Origin of the sequence: Streptomyces sp. NPDC001890 (assembly GCF_042891445.1) — a bacterium.
Taxonomy (GTDB): domain Bacteria; phylum Actinomycetota; class Actinomycetes; order Streptomycetales; family Streptomycetaceae; genus Streptomyces.
Genome location: NZ_JBIATE010000054.1, coordinates 1 through 17,242, shown reverse-complemented (window position 1 = coordinate 17,242; position 17,242 = coordinate 1). Strand labels below are relative to the sequence as shown.

The window sequence follows — 17,242 nt, the reverse complement described above, 5'->3', positions numbered from 1 at the left end:
ATCCGGTCCGACAAACGCTCGCTCGACGACTTCACCTGTCCAGGCCTCGGCACACCACAACCAACGACCCACTGCCACCAAAGTCACCGGTATTGGGCCTAGCCGCCCAACACGACGAGATCGAGCATCTGCGCAAGCAGGCGGCAACCCATCACAACGTCCACCAACTGTCCCCTTCCAGCAGCACCGCCCCCTTCGGCTCGTGCAGTTGAGGCCGACGGGTGGAGGGAGTGATTACGACTTCGGCCGCCACTGGGGAGATTCAGAGCATGCTGGACAAGACGTCGCAACTACCTTGCTCAAGTTCGCGAACAGAACAGGACGACCTTTAGCCGGTAGTTCACAGCCTGGATTCGTGTTCCTGGCAAGCCTTCGAAGTGTCGACTGTGACAGCCGCGCCATCTCCCTGGGAAGGAGAAGAACGATGGCGGTGGCAGACTGGAGGTACATAGGTCGAATCCGCGGTGTCCGGTGCGTGGTGACGGGTTGTGATCACTGCGGTAGGACGTTTGCATGCCGTGCGCGCAGGGTGGCGGGCTGACGCCCACGGAGCAGGTGAAATGAGAAAGTACGGACGTACACACCACCGACGCGACCGTGCCGGACGTGAGGGTGGCCTCCCCCGTCCAATAGTGCCTAGTGATCTGGTTCGGTGATGCGTGAGCAGTAGCGGCAGATCTGGTCGGCGGTCTTGGTCCATTTGAAGGGCCGGGCGTCGTCGTTCCAGACCTTGATCCAGTTCTCGAGTGCGGTCTTGAGGTCGTCGAGCGAGCAGAACACTCCGCGTTGCAGGCAGCTCCGTTCCAGTTCGGCGAACCATCGCTCGACCTGGTTGATCCACGAGGAGCAGGTCGGGTGGAGTGGAGCTGGAAGCGGCGGTGCGCCAGCAGCCACTTGTGCACCACCGGTGCTTTGTGGGCGGAGAGGTTGTCGCAGATCACGTGAACCGCCAGACCGGGCTCGGTCTGGCGGTCGATCTCGTTGAGGAAGTCGCGGAAGTCCACCGCCCGGTGCTGCGAGGACAGCTTCGTGATCACCTTGCCGGTCGCGGTGTCCAGGGTGGCGAACAGGTCGACGGTACCGTGCCGGACGTAGTCGAAACTCCGCCGCTCGGGCACTCCCGGGATCACGGGCAGCAGCGGCGCCGTCCGTTCCAGGGCCTGGATCTGCAGTTTCTCGTCCACCGCGAACACCACCGCGTTGGCCGGCGGGGCCAGGTAGAGGCCGACGAGTCACGGATCTTGTCGATCAGGAACGGGTCCGGGGAGATTTTGAACGTCTCGGTCCGCCATGGCTGCAGGCCGAAGGCGTGCCGGATCCGCAGCACACTCGCTGGCGAGATGCCCACGACCTTGGCCGGCTCCCGCTTGGACCAGTGCGTTCCGCCCGGAGGTGTCTCCTCCAGGGTGCGGACCACGACCTCTTCGACCTGGGAGTCGGTGATGGTCCGCGGGACCCCGGGCCGCGGTTCGTCCGCGAGCCCGTCCAGCCGATCCCGCAGGAACCGGGCCCGCCACTTGGCGGCCGTGCCCCGGTTCACGCCCAGCCGGGCCGCGACCGCCAGGTTCGGCCCGCCCTCCGCACACGCCAACACGATCCGCGCCCGCAGGGCCACACCCTGCGCGGTCGTCCGGCGCCTGACCCAGTTGCCCAACACCTGCCGCTCGGTCTCACTCAGGAACAGCGGCTCCAGCCTGCTGTCACCCACAACCACAGCAGACCAAAACCAACGGGCACACGTCAGCCAAACCGGCGAATCGGTACGGAAAGCAACTCACGTGGTGCCCGATCAACTCACAACCAGATCACTAGCCGAGCACAACCTCAAGCCCACCGAGCACTACCTCGATGCTGGCTGCCCCTCGGCCGACCGGATCACCGCTATCCGCAAACAGGGGATCACCATGGTCACCCCGCTCCTGTCTCCGTATGGCCACCAGCCGCGCCGACGGCCCGTCCGGCGGCTCCTTCGATGTGGCTGGCCCGGCCCCCTGGTAACGGCGCCAGAACCTGCGCTGCGCAAAGCGCCGAACTCCCCGCAGAGGCTAGGTGTTTCGCCGTATGCTTGCTGCTCATGGAGCACTTAGATCCCATAAACCCTCCTGCTGTCAGGCGTGCAGTGACGCACGATGCGGTGGTGATCATCCCTGGAATCATGGGAAGTGAACTCGTCGAGGCCGACACAGGTCGCGTCCTGTGGGGGATGAGGCAGGCGCTCGCGTACGCCGTGCGCTGGCACCACAAGAGCGGGATGGCGGAGCTGGCCGTCACGGAGGACGAGCGGGCCGGGAAGGTCGGGCGGGTCACCGCACGGCGGCTGCTCAAGTTCGCCTCCTGGTCTCCGCTGCTGGGCGGTGTGGAGCCGTACACCAGCCTGGTGAGGGGGCTCACGCCAGCCGTCGCCGACCCAGCCGCGATCTGCGAGTTCCCGTACGACTGGCGGCTCCCGGTCGCCTACAACGCCCGCCGGCTGGCCGAGGCCGTCGACCGGCATCTGACGGCCTGGACCGCGCATCCCGCATACGAGGCGGCCCGGCACCATGACCCCGACGGGCGGCCGGCCGAAGTGGTCCTCATCGCCCACTCCATGGGCGGACTGCTGGTCCGCGAGCTGGCCCGGATCCCCGGGGCGGTCGAGCGCGTACGCGCCACACTCACCCTCGGGACCCCGTTCCACGGCGCGGTGAAGGCCGCGGCAATCCTCAACTCCGGCCGCGGGGCGCCCGTGCCGCTGCCCCACCGGCAGCTGCGCGACCTCGCCCGTACCCTCCCCGGGCTGCACGACCTACTCCCCGCCTACCGCTGTGTCGAGACCGCCGACGACATGGTCCCGCTGACCCCCGCCGACGTGGCGGACCTCGGCGGCGACCCCGAACTCGCCGCGCACTCCCTCGACCGTCTCAGGGCGCTCAGGGGCGCGCCGCTCCCGGGCCACCGGATGGCCGTGGGGATCGCCCAGCACACCATGCAGAGCCTGCGGCTGGACTCCGGGGTCGTCACACCTCAGGCGTATGTGTTCGAGCGGCGCGACGACGACGAGATCCGGCGGGACGAGATCGGGCGGCCCTGCGCGGAGGACCTCGGGGGCGACGGCACCGTCTACCGGTACGCCGGACACGCGGGCGGTGTCGAGGAGGTCGCCCTCGCCCAGCAGCACGGCGCCCTGGCCACCTGCGGCGGTGCGATCGACCTGGCGCGCGGACTACTGACCGGGCTGCGCCGGCTGGAGGACCTCGGACAGCGGCTCGGGCATGGTGAGACCGGGCTGGAGGTGCCCGATCTGGTCACCGTGGGTGAGGAGTTCGAGATCACCGTGACCGGCGAGGACAATCCCCGCCGGATGAGCTGCGTGGTCCAGGACAGCGGCGACGCCGACCGGGTCGTCGCGAGCCCGCAACTGCCACCGCGTCGCGACGCGTCCGGTGCGCTGCGGGCCCGGTCCCGGCTGCGGGAACCCGGCCTGTACCGGATCAAGGTGTCCGGCGGCAGCGAACCGGTCACCCGGCTCGTCCTGGCCGCAACCGAGGACCCGGACCTCGGCAGCTGATCCATGCACGAGGGGGAGGAAACGGGCGCGAAGCCCGGCGCGCAGGGCTTCGACGTCTACACCGTGCCGCTCGGCGAGTACCTGAGCGAGGAGAAAGTCGCTGCCGACGAGGAGGCCTGCGCGATCGGCGCGATCCTCGAACCGCTCGGCGGCGCTCTCGTTCCCTGGGAGGTGAAGCCCAAGGAGCGCGACCTGGGCCGGGTCTTCACGCGGCTGAGAGGGTGGTCCACACCCGTCGAACTCCGCAACTCCCTTCTGCTGTGGGTCGGTCACGGCTGGTCGAACGGCAGGAAGGCCGCCCTGTACGTCAGGGGACACGACCCGGACACGGACGACGCCGAGCTCCCCCCCGAAGCGTTCGCCATCCACGTCGCCGAGGCGCGTCGGCAGCGCTCCTCCGACGGCCTGTGGGACATCGTCGTCGTCGAAGCGTGCGGCGCCGGCCTGTTCGTGAGGAAGGCACTGTCGTGTCTGTCGGACGGCGAGGAGTCGGCGACCCGTGGCCTGCTGCTCGTCGGCTCCGGACGGGACGAGGGCGAGGGACACCTGGGAACCTTCCGGCGGACTTTGGAGCACGTCCTCACCCACAGCTACAGCGATCACGACACGGTGATCCCTCTCCATGACTTGGGCACGCGCCTCGACGAGACCCGTACGCTCTTCGTCGCCCAGCTCAACCTGGGCAGTCTGCCACCGCTGCGCCGCCGCACCGCATTCCCGGTCACCGCCTCGGTGGAGATCCACGCCCGGCTGCGGGAGGCGGTCAACGCGCTGCCGGAGGCCGACCGCGCCCACTTCGCCCGCAAGGGGCTCGGCTCGGAGTTCGGCGAGGTGTCCTGGGGTTTCGCCGGGCGTACGGAAGACCGCGCGGCGATCGCCGATTGGCTCGCGGAACACCGCTCGGGGCTCCTCATCGTCACCGGGCGCGCCGGGTGCGGCAAGTCCGCACTACTCGGCAACGTCCTGCTGCACGCGAACGCACGGCTCGGCAAGCTGCTGCCGCTGCTCTCCCGGACCGGTCTCGCGGCCGACCCGATTGACATGAACCCGGAACTGCCCGCCTTCGACCTCACACTCCACCTGACCGGGGCCACCGCCCACGACGTCACCGCCCGGCTCGCGGCAGCCCTGGGGGCGCAGCTGCGCCCGGACGTCCGGCCCCCCGTCGACGAGTTCAACGACCTGATCGCCGCGTTGCGTTCAGGTCCCACCCACCACAAGCGCCCGTACACCCTGCTGGTCGATGCCCTCGACGAGGCGCAGGAGCCGCCGCTGCTCGCCGAGCTGCTGCGCGAGCTCGGCACGCTCCCGAACATCCGGCTGGTCGTCGGGGCGCGCCCTTCGCTGTATGAAGCGCTGGACCGCGCCCCGAGCGCCGACCACGACCTACTCGACGCCCTCGGAGCGGCCGAGGACCATGTCTCCGTGCACTGGTTACGACGCGACGCGCAGGCCCTGGACGGCTACGTCGCCAGGAGCCTGGAACAGGCACGTGCCTCCTACCCCGGCCGGCCGGAGACCTTCCCGGACGCCGTACGCCGCGCCTGCGCATTGATTGTGGGCGGCACGGAGGGCGACACGACCGACAACACGCAGGACCGGGACTTCCTGTACGCGGGGCTCGCCGTGCACGAGATCCTTGCCGACCCCGGCCTTCTGCTCGCAGACCGCGCCCGTGAACTCGCCGTACTCCTGAGGGGCGATCACCGGTCCCTTTTCTCCACCGCCGTCCGGCGCCTCAGCGCACGCCACGCGCGGGCGGGCCAGCTGCTGGAAGCTCTCGCCCATACGCAGGGCAGGGGGCTGCCCCGGGCGGACCGGATCTGGGCCACCACGGCCGCCGCCCTCGGCTGCACCGGGCAGCAGACGGTCTCCTCCGACGACATCGACGAGATCCTTAAGGCCGCAGCTCCGTACATCATGCTCGACGGCGAGGACGGCCAGAGCGTCCACCGCCTCGCCCACCGCACGTTCGCGGAGCACTTCACCGGAGCGCACGGCAGCGCGGCGTACGGCACGAGCGACGTGGGCGAGCGCCAACGCCGGGTCGCGGAGGGACTCGTACGGCTGGCGGACGAGGGCCCCGGGCAACCGCTCAACCCCTATCTGGCCCGGCATCTGTCCAGCCACGCCGCGGCAGCCGGGATACTGGGATGGACCGCGCTGGCTGGCCGCCCCAGCGTGCTCGACAGACTGTCGGTGAAGGCCGTCGCCACCGATGTGCTGCGCGCGGTGGGCGAGTCGCGCGGGCTGCCGCCCTCCGTCCTCGGCGTACTGGACGCGGCCCATCTGTTGCGGCGCTGCGGACCGGCCGACCGGGTGGGACTACGGCAGTTCGGTACGGCCCGTGCGGCCGGAGTCGCGCCCATACGTGAGGAGCCGGCCAACGCCGGCCGGGGCGCGGGCTGGCAGGTGTGCTGGGCCCGGCTGCGGCCACGCCCGCCGCGGCTCACCCTGGCCCGCCGGCCGCTGCCGGTCCGCTCCCTCACACCAGTGACGGGACCGGGCGGGAGCACGCTGCTCGCCGGGGTCGACGACAGCGGTGGCCTCCAGGTCTGGGACCCGGCACGCGGGTACGCCGCCGCGGCGGCCGAGCCGTTCGCCAAGGGCCCGGTGACGGCGGTGACCTCGATTCCCGGCACCACCCTGCTGGCGACCTCCGGCCATGACAAGCGCATCCGGATCTGGGACGTGTCCTCGGGGCGGCCACGGCTCTGCCGGGTGGCTGAGAACGGGATGTGGCCGCACACGCTGCACGGTTGCCTGCTACCGGCGGGCGCCGGCGACTTGGTCTGTTCGCACGGCTCGCAGGACTCGGGCGGCTCCGCCGCCGTGCCCCTGGTGGCCGTCGGGGAGTACGGCGGCGGGATCCGTTTCCTCGACCCGATGACCGGGCAGGTAAGAAGGCCCTGGTTCCGGAGCCACGACAGCGGACCAGTCCGGGCCTTGACTACCTTTCAGAACGGCGGCGGCACCCTGCTGGCGAGCGCGGCCGGTGACGGGGTACGGGTCTGGGACGCGCGCACCGGTCAAAGGGTGGGCCCACTCGTGCGACGGGCCGACGCGACGGCGCGAGCCGTGGCGGCCTTCAATCGGCCCGATGGCGGCGGCACGTTGCTGGCCGGGGGCTGGGACGACGGCGGAGTACAGGTGTGGGAGCCCGTCTCCGGAGAGCCGGTCACCGAGTTCCGCTCGGACGGCCCCGTGAACGCCCTCACCGTACTCGCCGCTGCCGACGGCTGCCGCCCGCTGCTGGCCGCCGTCGCGCGGAGCGGAGCAGCCCGCGTATGGGACGCGCTCACTGGGCGGGCGGAGGCTCTCACGGACCGCGCCCCGCTCGCACCCGGCCCGCACGCCCGCTGTGCCCAGGGCCTCGCCATCACCGCCTTCGAGGGCCCGGCTGGCGACACCCTCCTGGCATCCGCGGCGGACGACGGCACTGTCAGCGTCTGGAACCCGTACCTCCCGCAGGAGCCCGGAACGATCCCCGGCCCGCGGTCCGCCACGGCGACCGCCGCCAACGCCGCTGTCACGGCCACCGACGCCGATCCGTCCGCGGACCGGATCGAACGACTGTCCACCACCGGCGGGCCCGACGGCGCCACGCTGCTGCTCGCCGAGGACTACGGGGGCCGCCTCGCCGCCTTCGACGTCACCACCGGTGAGCCCACGGCCGTGCCTCAGGGCCACCACCCGGCGGGGCCGCCGACCGGCACGACCCGGCTGAGCGGACCAGGCGGGCTGCCGCTGCGCGCCACGTACCGCAGGAGCGAGGACATCCAGCTCACGGTGGAGGCCACCGGCCGCCCGTACGGCGGGCTGCTGACCGGCCACCAGGACTGGGTCACCGACGTCGTGGAGTTCACCGCACCGGACGGGCGGCTCCTACTCGCCTCCTGCGGCGACGGCGACGACCGGACCGTGCGCTTCTGGGACCCCGATCCGGCGGGACGCCGGACACCGCTGTACACGCTCTCGCTGGAGATCCAGTGCCGCAGCCTCGCCGCGCTCGGCGACGGCCGGATCGCAATCGGAACCGACGAGGGACTGCTCGTCATACGCATGGAGTCCTGGCTGCTGACAGGACAGACGGAAGGGGGCCGTGATGTCCGGAGCAGGAAAGGACACTGACAGGTACGCCGAACTGGTCGACAGGCTGTTCTGCCGCAAGGCCACGGCCTCGTACGGTCCGTACAAGAGGATCTCCGAACCGGTCGTGGTGCTGCAGGACCGGCTGATGCGCGTCCGTATGCAGACCCCCGGCGACGAGTACGAAACCTTCGAGATGTCGCTCTTCGCCGACATCCACAAATTCGCGGGCGAGCTGTGGGAGCACGAGGTCCGCAGTCTGCTGCGACTCCAGGCGCTCAACCACCCAGCCCTGCCCGAGATCACCGACGGCAGCTTCGACGCGACCGAGAGCATCGCGTTCACGATGACCAAGGAGAACGGCAGCCCACTGGACATCGACTGGGCCGTCTCGTGGGCCCAGGAAAACCGGATCGCCGCTTTCGAGCAGTTCAGTGTGCTCGTCGACGCCCTCAGCCAGTTGCACGGCTCCGGGATCCTGCACCGCAATCTCACCCTCGGCGCGCTGCGGGTCCACACACCGCCCCACAGTGACGCCGCCGAGCACCTGGCGCTGAGCCTGGAACGCTTCGAGATGAGCACGCTCATCGGCAATCTGCTGCGCGCCATGGGCAGTTCCACCCAGGCCGACGAGGCTCAGCAGAGCATCCGGCAGCTCTATCTGACGCCTCCCGAGAACGTCGAGCAGGCTCGTCATCTCGCCTACCTGGCTCCCGAGACCCACCCCTCCCTCTTCGAGGGAGCCCCCTCGTCCCGGCGCGACTGGGACACGACGGACGTGTTCGGGCTCGGCGTCCTCGGGTTCGAGCTGTTCTGCGGGCCGATTCACAGCTGTGTCCCCGTCGAGTACGCGGCCGTCGCCGCATCCAACGACACCGGGCTGCGCACGGCCCTAAACAAGCTACATCGGGCAATGCGCACCCACCTGGCCAACCGGTCCGAACTCCCCGGCGCGCTCACCCGGGTGCTCCGCAGCATGCTGGAGTCGACCTCCAAGTCACGCATCACCTCGTACGAGGCGGCCCGCCGCATCGAGCAGGACTGGGAGGCGGTCTGCGGCGTCTGGGAGGACAAGGAAGAGAACCAACTCCCCCATCTCGTCGCCTTCATGCCGGACGAGTCCGTCGAGACGATCTACAAACAGCGCAACTGGATCTCCCGCAGCCCTGACGACGCCGCGGGCCGCGAGGAGCTGAAGGCCTTCTTCGAGAAGGAGCTGCGCCAGGCGGAACTGGTCCGTTCTCCCAACGGCGCTTTCGGCTACGCGACGGGCGCCCGTGAGGAGACGCTGCGGGAGGCGGAGTGGGTCCTGATCGGCGAGAGCGCGGTCTGGTTCTGCGCGTATTTCATCGAGAGCCCAACGTACCGCGACCGTCAGCGGGTCTGCGACGACATGCTGGTCATCAAGTACCTCCGGGACCGCGACTACGCCCAGGAACTCGTCAACGCGCATCCACGGCGCCGCCTGTCCCGGATCGACCTCGTGGCCTACCGGACCGGGCAGGACATGTCCCACCACCGCACCGGCCGCCCGTCGTGGACCCGGCTCACCGAGTCGGTGTCGGTCGGGGCGCGGAGCAAGGACCCAAAGGACGAGGAGTTCCTCAAGGCCCTCGACTTCCTCATCGACTACCAGGCAATCGAACTCAACGCCCGGAAGTACCCGTTCATCCGGACCGAGCGGGCAGCGGAAGACGCACCGGCCGGCGACACCCCGCAGGGCACCAGCGTCCTGATGTACGACCAGCAGCGCGACGACGAACGCAAGCACCGCAACGCGCTGCTCACCGCGTACACCATGGATCCCGGCCGCCGTCCGCATCTCGGTGACTTCGTCGCCGATCTCGGCTCCGACGACGAGGATTTCATCAAGCTGGACGTGGTGGGGACACCCGACCGGCCGCATTTCGGCAGAGACCGTATCCAGGTCAGAGTGCTGCGGCGGCTCGACGCGCACTCGGTCGAGGTGCGCCGGATCGGCGGTGGGCGGATCCCTGAGTCGGGCTGGCTGCGGCCCTCGACCGACTCCGGCTCCGACATCCAGCTCGGCCGGCAGGCCCGGGCCTGGCACTCCCTGCGCAACCTGCCCGGTCTCATCCGGGCCCTGCGCGAACCGCTCTCCTTCGACCTCGGCCGCGGCCGCTACAACGACGCCGACGATAGCGGCCTGGAGGGCAACGCCCCCAGCGTGATCCGGGAGATGCTCTCGCTGCACCCCTTCTACGCCCTCCAGGGGCCACCGGGCACCGGCAAGACCACCGTCGCCACACATGCCGTCAGCCGCTATCTCCGGATGGAGAAAGGCGCTCGCATCCTGGTCAGCGCCCAGTCGAACTTCGCCCTCGACAACCTCGGCATCCGGCTGGCCGAGGAGCTCGGCGACGGCATCGACAAGGGACAGATCCTGATGCTCCGGGAGATGCCCCAGGTGGGCGGGATCGACAAGGTCGACCCGCGGCTGCACCGACACACCCTGGAGGAGCTGACCCGGCGGGTCGTCAGCAACATCGAGCAGAAGCTGGGCGGTGGGCCCGGCGCGGGCGGTGCCCGGACAAATGTGACCCCGAGCGAGGCCGCCCTCGCGCAGGAGTGGCTCGAGCGTGTCGTGCCCGACCAGGTGGAGATCTCCGACCGGATCAAGGCGGGCGCCAACATCGTCCTGGCCACCTGTTCCATGGCCGCCACCATCACCGACACCGTCCGCGACCCCTCGGACCTGTTCGACTGGGTTCTCCTGGAGGAGGCCGCCAAGGCCTGGCCGACCGAGCTGGTGACTCCGCTGGTGCTCGGTGTCCGCTGGACCCTCATCGGCGACCACCGGCAGCTAGGCCCCCACCGGGAGAACGACGTACGGGCCTTCCTACACAGCCTGTACAGCCACCCGGACCCCGACGTCCAGCGTCACTACGACGCCCGCGACAGCTACTTGAAGGTGCTCAGCCTCTTCGGGGAACTGTTCCGCACCGAGCGGGAGCGGCCCGCCCAGAGCCGGCAGGTCCCGCCCCTTGGCAGCCTGGACAAGCAGTTCCGGATGCACCGGACCATCGCCGAACCGGCCAGCCGTGCCTTCTACCCGAAGGACCCCGTCGAGCAGGATCCGGACCTGGGTCTGCCGAACAGCTTCCTCACCACCCACGAGGCGGCCAACGCACCGCACGGCGTCCGGGAGCCCTGGTTCCTGGAGGGGCATCCGCTGGTGTGGCTCGACACCACGGGCCGGCCCGGCTGTGCCGACGAGGGGTACTGGACCAACGTTGGCGAGGTGGACCTGGTGGACCGGCTCGTCACCGGCATGGTCCCGGCCCCGTCCGACCCGTCGCTGCCCGACGCGCCCGGCAGCCTCGCCGTCCTCACTCCGTACGCGGCCCAGGTGGCGCTGCTCAATCAGCGCGGGTCGCTGCGCAACCGGGTGCACACGGTCCACTCCTTCCAGGGGCGCGAGGCGCAACGGGTCGTCGTCTCGCTCGTCAGGTCGACCAGAAGAGGAGACGTTCTGAAAAGCGTCGGACACGTCGGGCAGGCAGAGGTGATCAATGTGCTGATGTCCCGGGCCCGCCGGCTCCTCGTCATGGTCGGCAGTCTGGAACACTTCGCCGAGCACGGCGGCCAGGACTGGCGTCTGGTGACGGACACCGTGAAGCGGTTCGGCAAGGTCGTCCACACCGATGAGTGGGAGTGAGCATGGCCCAGGACGTCGAACTCGCCATCCCCTGCAGGCTTGTCACCCTCTCCCTGCTGCTCGGCCCCGAGGACGGGCTGACCACCCTGGAGGACCTGGTCGCGAAGGCCATCGCGGCAGGCCGCAGCACCGTCGAGGACCAGGCCGACCTCTTCGCGCTGCCCCGCCGCATCGTCCTCGACGTGGTGCACAGCCTGTGGCGCAAGGGCCACATCATGGTTGGTTTCCAGGACGGCACCCTGGAACTCACAGACGGGGCCCGTGAGGTCATCGCCTCGGGCGGCTCACTGCGGGACAGCGCCGCCAAGCAGGAGCACCGGCAGTTCCTCTTCGAACCGGTCACCGGCCGGGTCTTCCCCGCCGACCACGGCACCCGCCGACCGTCCATGGGCAGCCTGCGCGTACCGCTGCACCAGGTCCTCAGCGAAACCGACCTGCCCGCCGACGAACTGCTGCACGCCGTCCAGACCGCCATCCGCAACGACCGCCGCAGCAGAGGCTTCCGGAAGAACGTCCTCGATGTCGGCTTCCGCAGCCCGGTGCTGCGCCCGGCCAGCGAACTGCGCTGGCTGAGCGCGCAGGCACAGGTGTTCCTCGACAACGACACCGGGCGGGTGTCGGCCCAGCTGCTGGAGCGGGACCAGCCGGGGTGGAACTCCCGGTCCCGCGAGCGGATGCGCCAGCACCTGGCCGACCTGGCCGAGCAGCAGCCGGACCACAAGTTCGTCCAGGCGCTGCGCGGCCGGGCCGGCGTCCAGCTCATCACTCCCGAGAGTGCCGACAGCCTGCTGCGGCGAATGGGCGACGCGGTCCGCACCCTGACCGATACCGAGCCCGACCACATCGGTGTGCGGCAGAAGTTCCTCGCCGATCTCTCCCGGCGGCTCTCCGCACGCATCGCCGAGACGGGCCGGGCCAAGGCCGCCGTTGTCGTCGTGGCCCGCGCCGCCGGTCACGAGTGGACGGTCAAGGACCTCATCCAGTCCGCCGGGACCCAGCTGGTGTTCTCCGCCCCAGACATCAGCTACGCGGCGCTCGGCGGGCTGCTGCCGGATCTCCGTAGAGCTCTGGAACGCGGAGTGCATCTGGTCTTCCTCTGGGGCAGGAGGGACGGCGACATCCTGCCCAACCGGGTCAGGACGGCCCTCTTCGACCTGGAAGCCCGCCACCCCTCCAAGGTGCTCTTCACCGACCGCAGCGCCCGCACCGCCGCCTGCGTGGTAGTCCAGGACAACCAGCGGGCCTTCGTCGGCACCCACAGCCCGCTCGGTGTCGACATCACCCGGGACACCCGGGGAGAAGTGGGCATCCTTGTCGAGGGCACCGCGCAGGACGGGCCGCCCGGCACCCCGCAGTGCGTCACCGATCTGCTGATCTGGGCACGCAAGTCCTTCCCGTACTGGCAGCTCGGTCAGCGCATCCTCATCCAGGACAACTCCTTCGGGCCCGTGCCGGAACGGCGGCGCGCCGAACCCGTGACCGCCGTACCGCCTCCGGGCGAGGAGGAGGGACACACCGACAGGCTCCGCCAGGATCCCGCGGCCCGGGCCCTGTGGGCGGAGAGCTGGGCGGAGCACCACGCGGTGCTGACCCGGGCCCTGCGCCGCGCCACCGAGGGCGACCCTGTCGTCGAGATCCTGGAGGACGGTGCGCCCCGGGATCTCGTGCAGCAGGCCATGCACAGCGCGACCCGGCGACTAGTGCTGGCCGACGACAGCTCCGAAGCTCAGGCCTCCGACGAGCGGTTCGTCGCCGCGCTCGGCGAACGGCTGGGCCAGGGGGTCGCGGTCCAGCTGATCCGGCCGGCCGGGCGCGGCCAGGAGAGGACGCTGGCGCAGCCGGAGCTGAAAGCGCTGATCCGCCGCGGTCTGAAGGTCCGCGACGAGCGGGCCGGAGCGCGGGCCGCCATCTGGGACGACGAGGCCGTCATCGGCAGCCTGTCGCCGCTGCGCGACCGGCGGCGCACCCTGCGGCCGTCGGAGCGCACCAGCCATGTCGGTGTACACGTCCGGGGCGCTGCCACGGCCACGACGATCGCCACCGAACTCGGCGTCCCGGCCGAGTTCCACACGGAGCCGGAGACCCCGGAGCCCATCGCCGAGCCGGGCAGTCGGCTCAGCGGGGCCACCGCAGTCGCCCTTTCGCTGCTGGTCGACGCCGGCGCCGAGCGGGGCAGCGCGCGGTACGCCGCGATCGTCGCCGAACGGCTCCGCCAGGTCGACGACCTCTGGGGCGTACTGGACATGTGGCACAGCAAGGTCCGTCCGGAGGACATGCGGCCAGTGGTCGCGGCCGCGCTGCTCCAGGAGCGGGAGAGCCGGGACGAGCACTGGTCCCGCTGGGCGGGCTGGCTGGTCGCCGAGGCCTGGGACCGGCGCGCGTTCGTCGAGGCGTCCCTGCTGGGCCGACTCCTTCAGGGGACCCGGGGGACCGTACACCCGGCGGCCTGCACGGCGGCCGTGGCCATCGAGACCGGTCCACTGGGCTCGGTTCTGTCCGAGGCGGCCCTGGAGCTGTCCTACGGCGAGCTGCCTGCGCAGGCAGTGGGCGCGGCGGCCGGTCTCGCCGAGACGCTGCTGCGGGCCGTTCCCGAGGACGGGCTCAACGCACTCGCACTCCTCGAGGAAGCGCTGCCACCGTCGTGGCAGGAGCTGGCGAACGCCGCCAGGCGTCACCGGGAATCGGGCAACGGGCCCCTCCCGCTCGTCCTGCTCGCCTCCGAGCTGTCGCGGCTGACGGAGCTTAGCGAGACGGCCGAGCAGTGGGAGGAACTCGTTGACCGGATCGATCGGATGGAGCGCCTGCATCGCTTCACCTTCGACTCTGGCAAGTTCCTGCATCGGGAGCTGTTCGCCAGGGACGGAATGCTGACGGCGATCCGGGCCGCGGCGGCGGGCAGTTCCGAGGACTGCGCGCGGATGCAGGACTCGCTGCCCGTCCATGTCCGCCGCCATCTGGACCAGATCGTGGCCGACGGCAGACGGCCCGAGATCCAGTGGGGCAACCAGCGGACCTTCCTGCAGACCATCGAGGACATCGTGCGCCGGGCCCGGTCGATCGCCCCGATGCCGAACGGGCCGGGCTCCACCGCCGCGACAGCCCCGGAGGCGGCCGGCTGCGGGAAGCTGGCGGAACTGATCGCGGACAAGTGGGACGCACTGTTCAGCGACGCCAACGGCCTCGGCCGCCCGTACGCCTCACCCCTGCTGGCCCTGCTGGACCGGCTCGACCCGCTCGCCCAGTGGCAGCGGTCGCAGCGCCGAAGGAGGACAGACGACCGATGACAGACACCGACGACTCCCTGCGTAAACTCCTCGCAGCATGGCCGGGACGGTTCCGTTTCCCGGGCCTACTGGTGGCGCTCTCCGAAGGTACACCCGCCTCCCTGGAGCAGCTGGCCCTCGCCGGTCTTGAGGGCATCGCCGGGGACAACGACGAGTACCGGGCCTGTACGGGGCTGATCTCGGCCGGTGAGTTCCAGGTGGCCGAGGAGGCGCTCGCGGAGTGCCAGGCACTGGAGATTTCCCAGATCGAGGAGTTGCGGACGCGGCTGAGCCGGCGCAGGGCTGAGTGTCTGCAGAGCCTTCTCGGGCGGGTTCAGCATCTCGTGGACCGGGCGAGTGCGGCCGATGTGGCCGTCGTACCGGAGCGGGACGCGCTCACCGCGTTGTGCGCGCGGTCCTGGCCACAGGTGGAGGAGCGCCTGCGGGCGGATGAGGCAGCGCTCGAACAGGCCCTGGACGAGAAGCGGGCGGAGCTACGGGAGCGGTGCGAGAAAGCGGCCGTACGGGACGCGGAGCAAGACGGAGGACGGGGCGGGGAGACGGACGCCATGAGTGCTGTCGCCGCGCTACTGGAGGCCGGACAACTGCGCGCCGTCGAGCTGCTGCTGGCCAACGGCGTCTCACCGCGCCCGGGCCCGGAGAGCGTGCCGCCGCTGCGCGGCTGGACGCAGGCCGCGGAGCCCCCGTCCGAGATCCTTCGGTGGCATCTCAACCCGCTGATCAGGCCCCTGGGTTACGCCCGCTGGAAACCTGTGGACGAGCGGGGTCAGGAGCTGCTGGAGGCCTTTGACGCGCTCGGCAACAACAACGAGGCGACAGCCGCCCAGTTCGCCCGCGCGCTCGCCCGGTTCCTCAGCGCGGAGGACCACCCGGCGCCACCGGTGCACCGTATCGAGGGCGGGTATCTCACCACGATCACCGGGGTGTTCGCCGAGGCGGAGACCGCGCGGTTCCGGCCCACCGGAAGTGTGGAACTCTTCGTCGCCGCTCCGGACGCGAAGGACCGGCCCGATCTCGACCTGCGCCAGCCCCACATCGCGGTGGGCCGCTCACTGCAGGCGTCCGATTCCCCCGAGCGGACCGCCTGCGCGGTGCTTGACCTCGGGCATCTCGTCGAGCTGGTCACCCTGCGGTCGCAGGTGCCCGTTCAGCTGCTCAGGGTGCTGGGGCGGCAGTGGTCCATCGACGCCTTCACCGGAGGTTCGGCGGCCTCGCTGGAGGCACTGCTCGGCAGCGAGCCCGGCGAGCGGTGGCACATCCTGCGCTGGATCGTCGATCTTGCCGGGCTGGGCGATCTAACGACGGCCGACGCCCTGTCGTTCCAGGCCGGTCCCGATCTGGCGCTGCTCCATCTGTTCCTGGAGTTCCTGGCGCTCCCCAGGACCGCGGCGCGGCCGGAGCGCGGCGCGTACGACGTCGTACGGGACTGGGCCCGAGAACCGTCGTTCGCCCGGACCGTCGAGAACGCGGCCCTCACCCCGATCGCCAACTCGACGGCCGCCCAGGTCGCCTTCTGGGCCGCGCTGTCCGCTGCCGTTCCGGGGCAGCTGGTCACCCTCGACGAGATCCTGCTGTGCGCCGCGTCAGTCGCCGGGGACGACATGCCCGACGATGGCCATGAGCCGGAGATCCGGCGGGGCCTGGCCCGGCTGGCGGCGCTGCCGCTGGTGGCAGGGGCCGACGCCGGCGAAGTCCGCTTCCACCGCTGCGGAGTCCTGCTCATCCTGGGCGGCGACGCCGATCGGAAGCTCCAGGAGACACTCCTCCAGCTGACGGAGGAGACCGCGTCCGCCCGGGCCGGTCTCGGCGACATCCTCCGCACCGACGACTGGCGGCTGTATCGGCACGCCCTGCGCCCCGAACTGCAGAGGTACAAGATGCTGGCCGCGTCCCCGGCCACACCCGCCGAGGAACTGTTGACGGCGGCCCGGGCCCTGACCGCTACGGCGGGTGAGCTTCCGTCGGGAGCCTCGGTGGACGGCAACAGCGATCTCGCCGTGACCCTTCTGGAGATGCGGGAATCGTTCACTGCCTACTACCCGGAGGTTGCACTGCAGATCCACGCCCCGGACAGCGCCCCGGTGGCCGTCTCCCCCGCCGGGCTCCGGGCGATCCTCTACGAGGTACTCACCAACGCGGCCGAGGCGGCGGCAGAGAACGGGGAACAGATCGTCCGGGCGACGGTCACCCCGGCGAGTACGGAGTTCGTCGTCGACATCCAGGACAGCGGGAAGGGTCTGCCGTACGCGGAGGGCTCCGAGTACCGGGTGTTCCGCAAGGGCGAGTCCACCCGTGGCCCGGACCGGGGTCACGGTCTGCACATCGCGCGCCGACTGGCTCGTGAAGTCGACGGTGACCTCAGCGTCCGGGCGCGCATCCTGGGCCACCCCGTGCTGCAAGGCGCCCATTTTCAGCTGCTGCTCCCGGGGGCGGGCAGGGAACCCGGTCAGTAAAGGAACACAATGCCGCTCCGGAGCGCGACACGGGCCGAAGGCCAGCTCCAACCGTAATGCGACACGACCTGCGAGGGACACGGCCTGTGCCGCGACTTAGACCGTGTCCTATGTGGTGAGTCGGACCAGTCGCTTGTAGCAGCAGAGGGTGGCGGCGAGGCCTAGGAAGGCCAGGTAGTTGCGGGGGTGG

At 70.5% G+C, this 17,242-nt stretch carries 5 protein-coding genes and 1 pseudogene; 5 read left to right on the top strand and 1 reads right to left on the bottom strand.

Features of this window, described 5'->3' with window-relative positions:
- Positions 1-636: 636 nt before the first annotated feature.
- Positions 637-1,708 (bottom strand): annotated as a pseudogene (locus ACFYY1_RS42020) (IS630 family transposase).
- A 447-nt stretch (positions 1,709-2,155) separates the two neighbouring features.
- On the opposite strand from ACFYY1_RS42020, the gene ACFYY1_RS42015 reads away from it, so the two are divergent.
- The 5 genes from ACFYY1_RS42015 to ACFYY1_RS41995 are packed head-to-tail and all read left to right on the top strand — an operon-like array spanning position 2,156 to position 17,052.
- On the top strand, positions 2,156-3,547 hold the full coding sequence (locus tag ACFYY1_RS42015; protein ID WP_388595290.1) for an esterase/lipase family protein: 1,392 nt from the start codon (positions 2,156-2,158) through the stop codon (positions 3,545-3,547).
- Positions 3,548-3,550: 3 nt separating this feature from the next.
- Positions 3,551-7,678: an AAA family ATPase gene (locus tag ACFYY1_RS42010; RefSeq protein WP_388595288.1), complete on the top strand. Its 4,128-nt coding sequence runs from the start codon at positions 3,551-3,553 to the stop codon at positions 7,676-7,678.
- A complete protein-coding gene (locus ACFYY1_RS42005) occupies positions 7,653-11,315 on the top strand; it encodes an AAA domain-containing protein (protein ID WP_388595287.1) in 3,663 nt (1,220 codons plus the stop codon). Before ACFYY1_RS42010 ends, ACFYY1_RS42005 begins: the two co-directional genes overlap by 26 nt.
- Positions 11,316-11,317: 2 nt before the next feature.
- Complete coding sequence (locus ACFYY1_RS42000) at positions 11,318-14,599, top strand: hypothetical protein (protein ID WP_388595286.1); 3,282 nt, start codon at positions 11,318-11,320, stop codon at positions 14,597-14,599.
- Positions 14,596-17,052, top strand: coding sequence for an ATP-binding protein (locus ACFYY1_RS41995; protein WP_388595284.1), 2,457 nt, complete (start codon positions 14,596-14,598; stop codon positions 17,050-17,052). The genes ACFYY1_RS42000 and ACFYY1_RS41995 overlap by 4 nt, the downstream gene beginning before the upstream one ends.
- The last annotated feature ends 190 nt before the right edge of the window (positions 17,053-17,242 follow it).